Here is a 14,606-nt window from a genome sequence, read left to right as displayed (position 1 = left end):
CCGCCACAACCGTAGTAATCCTAGTTATCTGAACCAGCCAATATATGGCTGACCTTATTAGCCGTGTGCTTCTTCGCTCTCTATCAAACGACCACGCCATTCTGCCTTTTGCTTAAATACAACCCGATTTAAGACAAGGGCGAGGGCAATACAGCAAACCAATGTGACCAACATCAGATGAATGTAGTGCAGGCCGAAAGGAGCGTGTACAAAGCTAAAGAAAGCGTATAGACCCACACCAAAGATAACTGCCGCTATTCCCGCGTTGGCGTTTACGTTATTAAATAGTAATCCAACAATAAAGATGGAAAGAATAGGCATACTTAACAACCCGAAAAGTTGTTGAAGCAAGTTGATGATGCTTTCTGCTTGCGCGTACACAGGAACCATAACTAGCGATACAATAGTAAGCGCCGCGGTCACAAAGCCGCTTAAGCGTGCAACGTTTGGCTTCTTCTGAAAATACGCCTCGTGTATATCGCAGACATAAAGTGCAGTCGCAGAGTTGAGGTTACTGTTGTAAGTAGTGAGTACTGCGGCAGCGAGGGCCGCTGCAAATACACCTGATAGCCAGCTAGGTAAAACATCACCTACCAACGTACCGTAAGCGGCATCGTTGATATCGCCGTACAGCTTATACGAAATGATACCTGGAACTACGATAATGGTAGGAACAATGATAAAGCGGATGATCGCCGCTGCGTATACGCCTTTCTGTGCTTCTTTTAAATTAGGTGCAGCCATGGCGCGCTGAGTGATTACCTGATTTGTACTCCAGTAGAAAGTCTGGATAAACACCATACCGGTTAATAACGTGTGCCATGGTAGGGGTGAATCATTATCGCCAATCAGGGTTAACCGTTCGGCAGGTATGCCCGAGAAATCAAAATCGATTGCGAATAGTGCAAGAACGACAACAACAACCGCCATAGTCAAAAGCAATACGCCAGAATAGGTATCTGAAACTGCAACCGCGCGAAGCCCACCAAAGATAGCGTAGAAGGCACCAATCAATGCAAAAGCGGTCGCAACATACATAAGTGGAATGTCTACATTGAACATGTTAATCATGAAAAGCGAGCCGGTGTAGATTACGGCAGGCATGAAAATAAGGCTGCTACCTAGGAAGAAAAGAAGGCCTATTAGTGCTCTTATATGCTTGTTGTTATAGCGCATTTCCAGCAATTCGGTGGTTGTGGTGCACTGATAATGATAATAAACGGGAAGAAAAACTCGCGCGAGAATGATTAGGCCCGCCACCGCGGCAAATTCCCACCACGCAAGCAGTGCCATTTGGTTACCGTTCATCCCTACAAGTTGATCGGTACTTAAATTAGTTAACGTTATTGAGCCCGCGACGTATATCCATGTTAGTCCGCCGCCAGCTAAGAAATATTCTTTGTTTTCGTTGGCTTTACTATGCCCATGACCGCGACACTTTAAATAGGTAAGAAGCCCGATAAGTGCGGTGATGAAAATAAAAACGACAAGTTGGGTTAAGCTGCCTGACACGAAAAACTCCTCAGCAGAATAAAGACAAAAGGGGGCAACAGCGCCCCCTTGATAGACTAGTTGTTATTAGAAGCTGGCACGAACACCAACAGCGTAACGAGCACCGTCAGCAACTTGTTGAACGAAATGTTCTGATAAGCGACCGCGACGCGTTAGCTCTTCGTCAGTAATGTTAATGCCTTCGAAGAATACCGTAAGAGACTCAGTTACATCGTAACTTACACTCATATCAACTTGGGTGTAAGTCTCAGTGAAACGAGGCTCAGTACCACCAAGAGTACTTACCGCTTCTTGCATAAAGGTTTCACGGTTGTTCAGTGCAACACGCGCTTGGAACGCATCTTTTTCGTAGAACAATGTAATGTTTTGTGAGTTACCTAAACCTGGTAGGCTAAATTCTGCATCTGAGTTAACGATAGTAGCATTAGCTTGGATACCGAAGCCGCTTTCAAGCGTGTGCAACCAAGCAAGCTCTAAACCTTCAACTTCAAGCGTATCGCCGTTACGAGGGCGCAGAACGCTAAATACATACTCGCCACTTTCTAAGAAAAGAGACTCATCAGCAACATCACCTGCAATGAAGTCTTCCACTTCTTTGTTAAAGGCTGCTGCTGAGAAGTAGCTAGTATCATCGTAGTACCATTCTAAAGATACATCCCAGCTGGTCGCTTTATATGGCTTAAGTTCAGTGTTACCCGCTTGTGCTTGCAAGTTACCCGGACGGCTCACAGTAACATTAAATACAGGCACTAAGTCATCCATCATTGGACGCGTTAGCGTTTCAGAAAACGCATAACGTAGGTATAAATCGTCTGTTAACTGTAACTTAACGTTTAAGTTAGGAAGCAGCGAAGAGTAGCTGTTTTTCTCGTTAACCGGCGCACCTACTTCTGTTTCATAAACTACATTAAGATCTGACGGATCGTTAGGGATTGGCTGAAGATCTCTTACAATCTGACTTGTCCCGTCTACTGAAGTGTCAGTTTCGCTGTAGCGGAAGCCAAAATTCACATCAAGTGGCATCTCTGAGATTTCAGTAGTGAAGTAGAATTGTGCGTACGCACTTAATACTTCTTCGCTCACTACGAATGAGTCATTGCTTGGCTGTGGGTTGCCAATATTTGTTGCATCAATCGCTGCGCGAACGTCATCAAACGATTCACCTGTAGCGTCTGCAATTTGCTGTACTGCTGCATCAGACGTTGCGTAGTCAAAGAACGCTTCAGGGTCGTAAGTTAGCCACTGATTAGGCACACCGCCAAAGTAGTTTTGTGCAGTAAATACACTTAGAAGCTCGTCAGGAAGATCGAATGTGTAGCCGCAATAAATGTCACAACCAGAAGCGAACAAGCGAGTATTAGATTTTTCACGATCTTGGAAATAGATACCGAAATCTGCTTTGTAGAACGCATTGTCTGAATCAGGTACCCAAGAGAAGTCTGCACGGTACTCACTGATGGTATCTTCCGTGTCAAAACCGTTGCGCTCATTGTAGTGCATACGACCTAGTGAAGGTGTTTGTAAAGCGGCATCACCACCGGCAACAGTCAATGATGGAGTAGCACCTGTGAAATCTACACTGTATTCATTGTTATAACCCACAACAGTGAAGAAGTTGTCACCGCCACTGCTGTCTTCGGCAGTTGAAGTTGAGATATCAATGTTTGCAGTTAAGTTGTCGTTTACTAACCACTCAAAGTTTGCACCGAAAGCCTGGATTTCAACATCTCGGCCGTAGCGGCGGCGAATAAAGTCAGTCGCACCACCAACACCGTCTACAACGGTGCTTGTTACACCTGATAGGCTACCGTTGTCAGTGAAAGACATGTTGTCGAGGTTGCTATCAGAGAACCAGTGGCCAACACTGTGTGCGTCTGAGTCAACTTCAAATTTAGAGTAAAGACCATCTAAAGTAAGCGTCATGTCATCGTTAGGAGCATATTGAACAACAAGGTTACCAGATGTTCTTTCACGATCGACTAAATCAACGATTTGGTCAAAGTTCTGCGGAATGTAAACACCGTTGAACTGAGCATTGTCAGCGTAATCAGGGTTATCTAGCTCAGAACGATTGGTTAGGCTTACTTCAGGACGCCAGTAGCGCGTTTCTAGCATGTTTGTTTGTAGCTTACGCTGTTGGAACGATGCAGCAGCTAACACACCTAGTTTACCATCCATAAAGGTATTGGTAATTAAGCCCGACATTTGTGGCGTTGTTTCTTCAGAAATGTCTTCGTACATGCCTTTTACACTTGCAACGGCCTTGAAGCCGTCAAATGCGAATGGGCGAGCAGTTGTGATTTCTACGGTTGAACCGATACCACCTTCTTGCATAGAAGCGAGAGGGCTCTTGTAAACTTTTGCACCGCTAATAAGTTCAGCTGGAAGCGTATCGAAACTAAAAGCACGACCTTGGTTTTCTGTAGCAATCTGGCGGCCGTTAACAAGTACGGTGTTAAAATCTGGGCCGAAACCACGCACAGTAATAAATTGACCTTCACCACCTGAACGATCAATGGCAACACCAGTAATTCTTTGTAGTGATTCAGCTACGTTTTGGTCTGGAAATTTACCTAGGTCTTCAGCCGTAATACCGTCGTAAACAACATCAGATGCTTTCTTATCTAGCATTGATGCTTTCAGAGAGCTGGTAAAACCTTTAACTTCGATAACTTCCACTTCTTTATCAGTAGCAGTAGTTGCTTCCTGTGCCAGTGAAATAGGGGCGTGTAGGGCAGAGGCGATAGCAACACCTAAAAGTGAGCGTTTCGCGATAGGGCCTAACTGTGATGTGTTAATTTTATGTGTCACTGTGTTTTCTCCGTGAGTAGGCTACGTTTTAACGTACTTTGCACTTAAATTACGTTTTTAGTATGTGCGGATCAAGCTTATTAACAATACTTTTACACATTTAACGTTATATTTTCGTGATTATTATTTGTAACTTTATGAAAAATATAGCGTTTCTGATTTAAGGTAAAAGGTGGAACGTTTACCTTGGATCCAATACTAGCACAAAATGACAATGTAATTACAATGTTATAAAAAATTTTTTTGTATAAAAAAAGTGCGGCCTATAGCCGCACTTTATTAACAATCAGAAAAATAAAGGAAAATTAGCTGCAGCGGATACGGTCGACGGCGGCTTTCCAACCATCATAGGCTTGATCACGTTCTTGCTTGGTCAATCTTGGAGTGAAAACGCTATCACTCTTCCAACAATGGGTTAAATCGTCGATTGAATTGAAGACACCAGCCTGTAATCCTGCTAAGAAGGCAGCACCAAGAGCGGTGGTTTCCGTAATCTCAGGGCGTTCTACTTCAGCGCCCAATATGTCTGAAAGAAAGCCCATTACCCAATCATTACGCGACATACCGCCATCTACACGAATAGTTGTGGGGCGAGCGCCATCGCTTTCCATTGCTTTTTGCAGGTCCTTAGTCTGGTAGCAAACAGACTGAAGTCCCGCAGCAACGATTTCGCTAATGCCTGTGTCGCGGGTTAAACCTAAAATTGCGCCACGGGCATCTGGATCCCAATAAGGTGCGCCTAAACCAGTAAATGCCGGGACAAGGAAGACGCCGTTATCTTGTCTTGCTCGCTGTGCAAGTGCCTCAGATTCGGCGGCATCGTCGATAAGCTTCAGACCATCTCTGAGCCATTGAACGGTTGCGCCGGCCATAAAAATACTGCCTTCAAGCGCATAAGTCGTTTTGCCGTTTAAACGATACCCAACGGTGGTGAGTAATCGGTTTTTCGATTGCAAAGGGGCGTCACCAGTGTTCAATATCATAAAACAGCCGGTACCGTAGGTGCTCTTGGCCATGCCTTTTTCAAAGCACGCTTGGCCTACTAATGCTGCTTGCTGGTCGCCTGCTACGCCTTGGATAGGAATAGCTCTGCCTATGATGTCTTCTTTCGTTACACCAAAGTCAGCCGCACAATCCATCACCTCGGGTAGCATTGAGCGTGGGATATTGAATTTATTAAGTAATTTCTCATCCCAGCATTGGTTATTGATGTCGAACAGCATTGTACGCGAGGCATTGGTGGCATCAGTTTTGTGTGACTCACCACCCGTTAAGCGCCATATAAGGAACGTGTCTACGGTTCCAAACAGCAGCTCTCCGTCCTCGGCTTGCTGTCTTGCACCTTCTACATTGTCTAATATCCAAGCTACTTTTGTGGCAGAGAAATAAGGGTCTAACAGAAGCCCTGTCGATTCAGTAATGTGTGAGACGAGCTCTTCGTCTTCACTTAAATCACGACAAAGCTGGGCTGTGCGTCTGTCTTGCCAAACGATAGCCGGGTAGACCGGCTCGCCAGTGTTTTTATTCCACACTAAGGTTGTTTCGCGCTGGTTAGTGATACCAACGGCTGCGATATCTGATGGTGTTAATGAACATTTATTGAAAACTTCTTTGAGGGTAGAGACAACGCTTTCCCAAATTTCCTCTGGATCATGCTCAACCCAGCCATCTTTCGGATATTTTTGAGAGAATTCCTGCTGTGCAATAGCGTCTATACTGCCCTTTGGAGAAAAAATGATGCTGCGAGAGCTTGTTGTACCTTGGTCAATGGCAAGGATATGTTGTCCCATAAGGTCACTCCTGAAGATAGTTTTCATAGAGTTTGCATCATTTACACAGGATTAACAATGCTATATTTTCGAAAACGAACATTGGTGTTTCGTTTTGTTATGGGAACATTGAAGTTAAGCACGTATAATTGATGTAATTTTCTAATTCTGAGGACTCGTGATGAATCAAACGCAAAGACACGAAAAAATTGTTGGGCTTATAAAGCTACATGGTTTTATGTCTATTGATGATTTGGTCAGTGCTTGCGAAGTTACGCCGCAAACAATCCGTCGAGACCTTAACCAGCTTGCTGAAAATGGTGTGGTAAGTCGCTATCATGGTGGTGCTGGCCTAAACAGAAGTTGGGAAAACACGCCATATCAGGAAAGGAAAACCCAAAACAGCGAAGTCAAAGAGAAAATTGCTGAAGCAGTGGCTGCGATGATCCCTGACGGCGCATCGTTGTTCATTAATATCGGTACGACGACGGAAATGATTGCAACTAAGTTGCTCAACCACAAAAATCTTCACGTGGTAACTAACAATATTCACGTTGCTACCATTCTTTCGGCTAAAGAGGATTTCTCCGTCATAATTGCTGCCGGTGAAGTTCGCTATCGCGATGGCGGAATCATTGGCGAGGCAACCTGCGATTTTATAAGCCAGTTCCGCATGGATTACGGCATAATCGGTATCAGTGGTATTAGTTCGGACGGTGCACTACTTGACTTTGATTTCAGAGAAGTGAAAGTGTCCCAAGCCATTTTGGAACATACTCAACACGTTATATTAGCTGCGGACTACAGTAAGTTTGAACGCCGCGCAATGGTGGAGCAGGGGCACATTTCACAGGTTGATTGCTTGGTTTGTGATAAAACGCCGCCGCCCAGCATAAGCAAGATAATCGAAGAAAATAACATCACCTTTGTCAAAGCGTGACCATCTATTTACCATAGTTTTCCACTACTCTTAAACCTGTTCTCGGTTTTGGTCGCATTCTACTTTGTGGCAGCCTTCTTTAAACATTACGCACTGTTGCCGCAAGCGCTCTTACACACCACGTATTTTTCAATGTAAATCAGTCAAATATTGTTGCGATTGGATTTGTTCATTCCTTTTAATTACGAATTTTAACTTTCTTTAATGTTCGTAAATGTTCGTTTTGTGTTGACATGTTTTCTTTTTGCTTGTCAAATAGACAACCATATGAGGATATCCATATAAATACCACTAGAGGCAATGTATGAGTCAAAGCAATCAAACTGAACAGACAGTCGACGTTTTAGTCGTTGGCGGCGGTGTTAACGGCGTAGGCGTCGCGCTTGACGCTGCGGGACGCGGGCTTTCGGTTGCTTTGTGCGAGAAAGGTGACCTCGCAGGCGCAACGTCTTCTTCTAGCAGCAAATTAATTCATGGTGGACTTAGGTATTTAGAACATTATGAATTTCGCTTAGTGAAAGAAGCGCTGGCAGAACGTGAAGTGTTGTTGAAGAAAGCGCCTCACATCATGTGGCCGTTACGTTTTCGTTTGCCTCACCAAAAGCATTTACGGCCTGCGTGGATGATACGAATTGGTTTATTCCTCTATGACTCGCTGGCTAAGCGCAATATGTTACCGCGCTCACGTAAGCTAACGACCACCAGTGAAAGCCCGCTGGTTAGCGATATTTCAACGTGTTTTGAATACTCAGATGGTTGGGTAGATGACGCACGCTTAGTGGTACTAAATGCACTAGCTGCCCGAGATCAGGGGGCGAAGATATATACGCGTACTGAATGCGTTAAAGCTGAAAAGTTAGATAATTTGTGGAATGTGAAGCTTAAAACGTCTCAAGGGAAAACGTTTACAGTTAAGGCCAAGTCAATTGTTAATGCGGCTGGACCGTGGGCAGTATCGTTTCTAGATCGCTTGGTAAATATTCACAACCCCAATGCGATGCGCATGGTAAAGGGAAGCCACTTTGTCGTTCCCAAGCTATATAACTCTGACGAAGCGTACATTTTACAAAATAAAGACGGGCGTATTGTATTCGTGATCCCTTACGAAGGTGATTTCTCACTTGTGGGCACGACAGACGAAGACTTTAAAGGTAACCCGTCAGACGCTGCAATTTCAAACGAAGAGACTGATTACTTAATTGACGTCGTAAACAACTACTTCAAGTCCAAGATAACACGCGAAGATATAGTCCATACTTACAGTGGCGTGCGACCACTTTTAGAAGAGAAAAACGCGTCAGCACAAGAACTTACTCGGGACTATAAAGTAGAGCTTAAGGGTGAGGCTGGAAAGCCCGTATTACTGAATATCTTCGGCGGCAAGATTACAACCTATCGAAAGCTTTCAGAGCACGCGGTAGATAAACTTGTCTCATGTTTCCCGAAAGCGAAAAAAGCGTGGACCAAAGAAGTACCGCTACCAGGTGGTGCATTTGAAAGTCAAGAATCGCTAGTTGCTCAACTAACTTCCGAGTTTTCTTGGCTGGACAACGCTATCGCTGAACGCTACGCAAGACAGTATGGCTTACTATGTTATAAGTTTCTTAAAGGTAAAGCGTCAGTAGATGCTATGGGGATTCATTTCGGGGCTGGTATGTATCAGGCAGAAGTTGATTACCTTATAGAGTGCGAGTGGGCTTGTTGTCTAGAAGACGTGATTTGGCGCAGAACAAAACATGGATTACGCTTGGACAAAGCCCAACAGGAAGCACTGTCTTCTTATATCTCAATGAAAGTTTCTGGCGCAGTTCAATCGGATGAGTCTGTGGATGCTGTATTGGCAAGCGCCTAACCCGTGAAAAGGTACGTATTAGAAGGAGCCATCTTTGCTTGAAAAGCGATAAGATGGCTCAATCGCCATTGATTAGCTAGCCCAACAGGATAAAGTAGACGACTTAAAATGAACATGGACGTGATAAACAATACTTCCGTCAAGGAAGTCGTACTTATTAGACACGGTAAGCCTCTCTCGGCGCATAATGACAAAGTAAACTCAGCTCAATATGCTCAGTGGGTGCGTAACTATGATAAATCGATACTCGATCCAACAAGTCACCCAAAGCAGAAGACCCATATCGACGACAGCTACATTGTGGTTAGCCCGTTACTAAGGGCTAAATTGTCTGCGGCTTATTACGGCGCGACTCAAATTGATGAAGAGTTGCCCTATCTTAAAGAAATGGATATTCCTTACTACAAACTTCCGTTCACCTTGCGCAGTTGGCACTGGGTCGTCTTAAGCCGTGCATTATGGTTCATAGGATTTAAAGGTCGATTTGAAAGTTTCAAAGCTGCCAAGCAAAGGGTTAATCTTGTTTCCGAGCGTATTGAAAAACTGTGTGAGAAACACGAGCGGATAGTGCTATTCGGGCATGGTATGACTAACTATTACACCCGAAAAACACTCATAAAAAATGGCTGGCAATTAAAGCAAAAAGACGGTGATTTTTGGGGAATTACGATATTGCACAAGCCGTTGCCATAATGCTGAGTCTTCGTTTTTTAACCAGAAATTCTTAAGGTTTATTTATACCTACTTCATTTTTTCTTCAAAATGTCGATAAAATAGAACAATGCCTAACAAGCGCTAACGACTTGAACAAAGGCATGGGGAATCGACAATGAATAAAACCAACAAAAAGAAACCTTCCACGTCTAATGTTTTTAAGGCGGCTATTTCAGCTATTTTTGCAATTACCCTTGGCGTTACTATCAACTTTCTTCATACCGACGAGAAAGACACCACAACAATCGCCTTTGCACTAAACCTAGATACGTTTAAGCGTCACGTCGTCTCGTCTCACTGGCAATGGCGAGTCCGCCAACCCACTACTATGATAATGCTGATTCACTACAATGAGTCGGGCAAAGAAACGAACCGTACTCCGGTGCGAATGAATCACAACGGATGGCCGACCGCTGAGCTTTCTAGTGAAGGGTGTGAAAAAATATGGACGTCGCTAGTGGCGACACCACTGCGCGTGGACGGCTTTAAGATCCATGCCGACTACTATGCTGAACTTGAAGAGAACGAAGACAACTATTGGTGTCGCTTCAGCTTAAGTAGCGGCGCGTATTTCGACTATTTTCCTGCAAACGGAACAGTAACAAATTTAAGCGATTAAACTGGCCACATAAACGAGGGTGCACAATATAGGCCTATGCTTATATAGGTATTTGTTCTATTTAGATAATTAGTCTACTTTTGAGTTAATGCCATGTTACTTATTGGCGCCATAAGGTATTGTTGATTATAAGATAATACTCGGCATTAACGAATTAAGTAGATATATGCTTTCACGCTTATTTTCTTCGAAAAGTAAAAAAACTAGCGTCACTGTAGGCGTATCGGTCTGTGCTTCTGAGCTACACATTGTGGCTATAGAGCGCAGTGGCGACGCTGTTTCACTTAATTCTGTTTCTTCAATTCCCTATGATCAGCATCAGCCTCTCAAGCAACAGCTATCGGCGGCGTTAAGCCCGTTTGCTAAGTCGACCTGTAATGTTTCTATAGTGCTTTCACAGCATATGTACCACATGGTACAGGTTGATAAGCCAGAAATGGCAGAAGAGGATATTACAACAGCGTTACCGTGGACTCTCGGAGAGCTGGTTCCCTATGACTCCAGCAACATGGTTTTAGACTATGTCGACTACCCGGTTAAAAGTCGGAGTGGCGGCCAAAAGATAAATGTATTCGCTGCCGAAAGGTCCTCACTTGCTGCCGTCGCAGCGAGCATGGCAAAAAAGAAAGACAAGCAGCTTACACATATCCACACCAAAGAAGTGTTAGCAACTGAAATGGTGCCAAATGATGACTATGCGCGACTACTCATCATCCAAGAGCCCAACAGTGAACCGTTTTTAATGATAGTGCGCTCTCAGGCTATTTGGTTGGCACGTCGCTTACGTGGATTTGTAAGCAAAGTTAATGAGCAGACAGACCTGTCACAGCTAAGTGATACTTTGGGGTTAGAAATTCAACGCTCAATGGATTTCTATGAGTCGCAACTTAAGCAGCCACCTTTAAAAGAAATTCTGTTTAAAACTCAATTTGACTGTGTGCCAGTGATCGAACGGCTGAAGCCGTTTCAGCCCGTTGCCATGAATGTCTTTACTTCACAGCTTAATTTAGCCGATGTAGTTGAACCTGCCTGCCACTTTGCGTTAGCAAGTGCACTTGTTGCAGCGAGAGAGGTGGCATGAAAAGAACGATAAACCTCTATCAGGACTCTCTTAAACCAAAGAAAGAGCGGTTACCATTCTCGAAGGTACTTTGGCTTAATGGCGCGGCAATAGGTGTCATGTTGGTGGTGGTAATCGCGCTCAATATTACGTTGGGGGCGAAGCAGAAAAAGTTAAATGAAAAAACAAACGCGATTAGCCAACTGAATAGCGAAATTAAAACCTTAAGCGCTGCACTCGAGAAGAAACGAGACACCCAGTCGCTTCAGCAACAGCTTGAAAAGGTGAACGCCAAAATTGAAAACCGAAGACGTCTGTTAGCGTATCTTGATAGCGGAGAGTTGTCATTTGACGCAACAAAGTACGGCGAGGTGATGGACGACTTGGCTAATTTCCACAATCAGAACCTATGGCTGACGAGTATTGATATCGATACACAAACCATTCGCCTGTCAGGCCAAACCTTGGCGCCTTCATCTATACCTGTGTGGCTTAAAAAGTTGCAGCAGTCTCCGTTTTTCCAAGGTAAGTCATTTTCTTCAGTGCAGTTTGATGAAGTAGACGGCAAAGAAAACGTGAAACAATTCTTGATATCCACAGATTTTGAAGGAGACGCTGATGAATCAGTACCAGCAGCTCTCTGAGAAATTCTCCGCTCTTGAAAGCAGAGAAAAACAGCTAATTACATGGGTGAGTTTTGCTCTCATTATCTATCTATTCTTCTGGTTCGGTGTTTCGCCTGCACTTGATGACTTGTCTGCAACCGATAAAGCAGTCATCAGAAAGGAGAGCGAGCACAAAGCATTGGTCATTCAAAGAGATGCTATTCAAGAAGCGCTAACCATCGATTATACAAAGCGCACGCAGCTAGAACTCGATAAGGCCAGAAAAGACCTACTATCAATTGATGAGGCACTACTTTCACTTAATGAAGGGTTTGTCGCAGCCGATCGAATGCCCGAGCTGCTTATGACGCTTCTAAACGAAGAAGACAACGTACGTTTAGTGAATTTTAAGGTCGAGCCTACCGAAACAGTACGCTTTGGTGACGGTGAGTCTCAAAGCACACCGTTTTACCGTCATAACATGCGCTTAATTATTGAGGGAAGTTACTTTGACCTGCGTAGCTACCTAGCGCGCCTTCAAGCCGCCCCTGAAAAAGTCGTAGTAACAGATTTTGCTTACAACGTTGAAGCTTACCCAAGTGCCACGTTAGCACTGGGGTTAGCAACGGTAAGCAATAATGAAACCTTTATCTCGCTGTAAGGAGAGAGTGTGAAACGGTTAAGAATTGTGGTCACAGCTTTAGCGATAGCAACATGCTTACCTGCAGTTGCGTCTGTCGACCCGACTAGGCCTGCAATCGCCAGTGCATCAGTGTCTAGCAATGATGAAGCGGTAGCAGGAGAGCTAGCACTTCAATCTATCTTTAAACGCAGTACAGGTTATAGCGCGATCATATCGGGTAAATCTTACCGCGTGGGCGACACACTGAACGAATACACCGTATCAAAAATTAACCCCAAGAACGTGGTTATCACTGACGGACGTCAGCAGAAAATACTAAGAATGTATGCATATGAAATTAAAAAATAGCCTCATTGTTAACACATTGGTTTTGTCTGCAGCGTTAGTTGTGGCAGGTTGCCAATCTTATGGTGTTGGCGAGGAAGTAAAACCTCATATTCGCGATGAACTAGCACGTTCTCAGAATACGACATCAAGTAAACCAACACCGCCCCCTCAGCTTAATCAAGAACTGCTGGCAGAGGTTGCCCGTTATCAAGCGTTACCTGCGCCAACATCACAGAAAATGTTCGCAGTTTCTGCTAACAATGTAGACGTGCGTCCGTTTTTCGACGCGTTAATTGAAGACACACCTTACAGTGTCGCCGTTCATCCAGCCGTGTCAGGGCAAATTAGTTTAACGCTCAAAGAAGTGGCGTTAGAAGATGTGTTAACCATTATTTCGAGAATGTATCCGTTAGACGTGTTTTTGGAAGGAAAGGTAATTCAGGTTATGCCTTCTCAACTAAAGACGGAATCTATCCCGGTTAACTTTCTTATGATCAAGCGCTTCGGTGTATCTAACGTAAGCGTTATTGCCGGTGGGGTAAGTGAGCAAGACCAAAACAATGGTGGCAACAACGGTGGAATTAACGGCAATAACAACATTAGCGGGAACGCCCTAGGTGGTCAGGGTGGTTTTGGAGGCCAAGGCGGACTTGGTGGCAATAACATCCAACAGCTCAATGGCTCAAACATTCAGACTACCAGTGAAAACGACTTTTGGAGCGATTTAAAAGAGGCACTAAAAGTACTGGTCTCTCCAACAGAAGGCCGCCAGGTTGTGGTTTCACCCCAAGCGGGCTTAGTGACCGTTCGAGCATTGCCCAGTGAAATCGCAGTGGTGAAAGACTTTTTAAACCAAAGCCAAGAGAGCTTACAGCGACAGGTGGTATTAGAGGCGCGCATTATTGAAGTCACGCTAAACGACGGCTATCAGCAAGGCGTGCGCTGGGATCGCATTGCAAGCGGCTTGACGGGCAGTGTGAACTTTGGCTTCAGTGGCGGAGCTATAGCGTCAAACTTCGCTGCAAATACCGCTGCAGGTATAGATCCAGCCATAAATGCAGTTAATGGCATAGGGAACTCAATCTCTACAGATATTGGCGGCGTTTCTACTTTGAGAATTTCCCGAGGTGACTTTGACGGCGTTATCAATATGCTGCAAACCCAAGGTGATGTTCAGATGTTGAGTAACCCCAGAGTGACCGTCACTAACAACCAGAAAGCAGTGATTAAAGTCGGTCAGGACGAATACTTTGTCACCGATGTGTCGACCAGTGAAGATCAAAGCGCGACTCAAACCGAAAACGAAAATGACATCGAACTTACCCCGTTTTTTTCAGGTATTGCCTTAGATGTTACCCCTCAAATTGATAGAAGCGGCTCGGTTATATTGCACGTTCACCCATCAGTAACGGAAACGGCAGAGCAAACTAAAGTCATTCAGGTGGGCGATCAACAAATCTTGCTGCCACTGGCACAAAGTAATATCCGAGAGTCAGATACGGTAATTCGTGCCCGCGATAGAGAAATTGTCGTTATTGGCGGTTTGATGGAAACCGTTACCAGTGAGCAAGAATCAAAAACGCCTTTGTTGGGCGACATTCCATTCATTGGTAATGCGTTTAAAAACAAAGCCAAAACGCAAAGTAAGCGCGAGCTGGTGATCTTGATACGCCCATCAGTTGTGCAGCCGGACACGTGGGAAAAACAACGTCTTCGCACTCAGTCATTACTTGATCAGTGGTATAGAAACTAAT

Annotated in this window: 12 protein-coding genes; 9 read left to right on the top strand and 3 right to left on the bottom strand. The window is 44.5% G+C overall.

The annotated features are described in order from the left end of the window. Positions 1 to 57 precede the first annotated feature (57 nt). The 3 genes from F0261_RS00445 to glpK all read right to left on the bottom strand — a co-directional run bounded on the left by F0261_RS00445 (position 58) and on the right by glpK (position 6,113). Positions 58 to 1,512, bottom strand: coding sequence for a sodium/solute symporter (locus F0261_RS00445; RefSeq protein WP_171336936.1), 1,455 nt, complete (start codon positions 1,510 to 1,512; stop codon positions 58 to 60). Between the two features lie 66 nt (positions 1,513 to 1,578). Further along, entirely contained in the window at positions 1,579 to 4,323 is a 2,745-nt protein-coding gene (locus F0261_RS00440; RefSeq protein WP_014947886.1) for a TonB-dependent receptor, read from the bottom strand. A 305-nt stretch (positions 4,324 to 4,628) separates the two neighbouring features. Then, on the bottom strand, positions 4,629 to 6,113 hold the full coding sequence (glpK, locus tag F0261_RS00435) for a glycerol kinase GlpK (RefSeq protein WP_014947887.1): 1,485 nt from the start codon (positions 6,111 to 6,113) through the stop codon (positions 4,629 to 4,631). A gap of 160 nt (positions 6,114 to 6,273) precedes the next feature. Here glpK and F0261_RS00430 point away from each other — a divergent pair, with 160 nt between their 5' ends. From F0261_RS00430 to mshL, 9 genes are all read left to right on the top strand, one after another. Beyond that, entirely contained in the window at positions 6,274 to 7,032 is a 759-nt protein-coding gene (locus F0261_RS00430) for a DeoR/GlpR family transcriptional regulator (RefSeq protein ID WP_014947888.1), read from the top strand. A 304-nt stretch (positions 7,033 to 7,336) separates the two neighbouring features. Beyond that, on the top strand, positions 7,337 to 8,884 hold the full coding sequence (glpD, locus tag F0261_RS00425; RefSeq protein ID WP_171336935.1) for a glycerol-3-phosphate dehydrogenase: 1,548 nt from the start codon (positions 7,337 to 7,339) through the stop codon (positions 8,882 to 8,884). Between the two features lie 108 nt (positions 8,885 to 8,992). Then, positions 8,993 to 9,577 carry a phosphoglycerate mutase family protein gene (locus tag F0261_RS00420; protein WP_171336934.1) on the top strand — a complete coding sequence of 195 codons (585 nt, stop codon included), beginning with the start codon at positions 8,993 to 8,995 and terminating at the stop codon, positions 9,575 to 9,577. Between the two features lie 136 nt (positions 9,578 to 9,713). Beyond that, on the top strand, positions 9,714 to 10,217 hold the full coding sequence (locus F0261_RS00415; RefSeq protein ID WP_156085764.1) for a hypothetical protein: 504 nt from the start codon (positions 9,714 to 9,716) through the stop codon (positions 10,215 to 10,217). A gap of 166 nt (positions 10,218 to 10,383) precedes the next feature. Next, complete coding sequence (locus F0261_RS00410) at positions 10,384 to 11,298, top strand: agglutinin biogenesis protein MshI (protein WP_156085765.1); 915 nt, start codon at positions 10,384 to 10,386, stop codon at positions 11,296 to 11,298. After that, positions 11,295 to 11,921: a PilN domain-containing protein gene (locus F0261_RS00405; RefSeq protein ID WP_061439056.1), complete on the top strand. Its 627-nt coding sequence runs from the start codon at positions 11,295 to 11,297 to the stop codon at positions 11,919 to 11,921. The genes F0261_RS00410 and F0261_RS00405 overlap by 4 nt, the downstream gene beginning before the upstream one ends. Then, on the top strand, positions 11,896 to 12,543 hold the full coding sequence (locus F0261_RS00400) for a type II secretion system protein M (protein WP_061439059.1): 648 nt from the start codon (positions 11,896 to 11,898) through the stop codon (positions 12,541 to 12,543). The genes F0261_RS00405 and F0261_RS00400 overlap by 26 nt, the downstream gene beginning before the upstream one ends. 9 nt (positions 12,544 to 12,552) lie before the next feature. Further along, complete coding sequence (locus tag F0261_RS00395; RefSeq protein ID WP_014947895.1) at positions 12,553 to 12,873, top strand: agglutinin biogenesis protein MshK; 321 nt, start codon at positions 12,553 to 12,555, stop codon at positions 12,871 to 12,873. Then, positions 12,857 to 14,605: a pilus (MSHA type) biogenesis protein MshL gene (gene mshL, locus F0261_RS00390; RefSeq protein WP_171336933.1), complete on the top strand. Its 1,749-nt coding sequence runs from the start codon at positions 12,857 to 12,859 to the stop codon at positions 14,603 to 14,605. Before F0261_RS00395 ends, mshL begins: the two co-directional genes overlap by 17 nt. The last annotated feature ends 1 nt before the right edge of the window (position 14,606 follow it).

The sequence above is a fragment of the Alteromonas sp. 07-89-2 genome (assembly GCF_013113925.1).
Lineage (GTDB): Bacteria > Pseudomonadota > Gammaproteobacteria > Enterobacterales > Alteromonadaceae > Alteromonas > Alteromonas macleodii.
The sequence above is the reverse complement of the archived record's forward strand: the minus strand, read 5'-3'. Positions and strand labels throughout refer to the sequence as shown.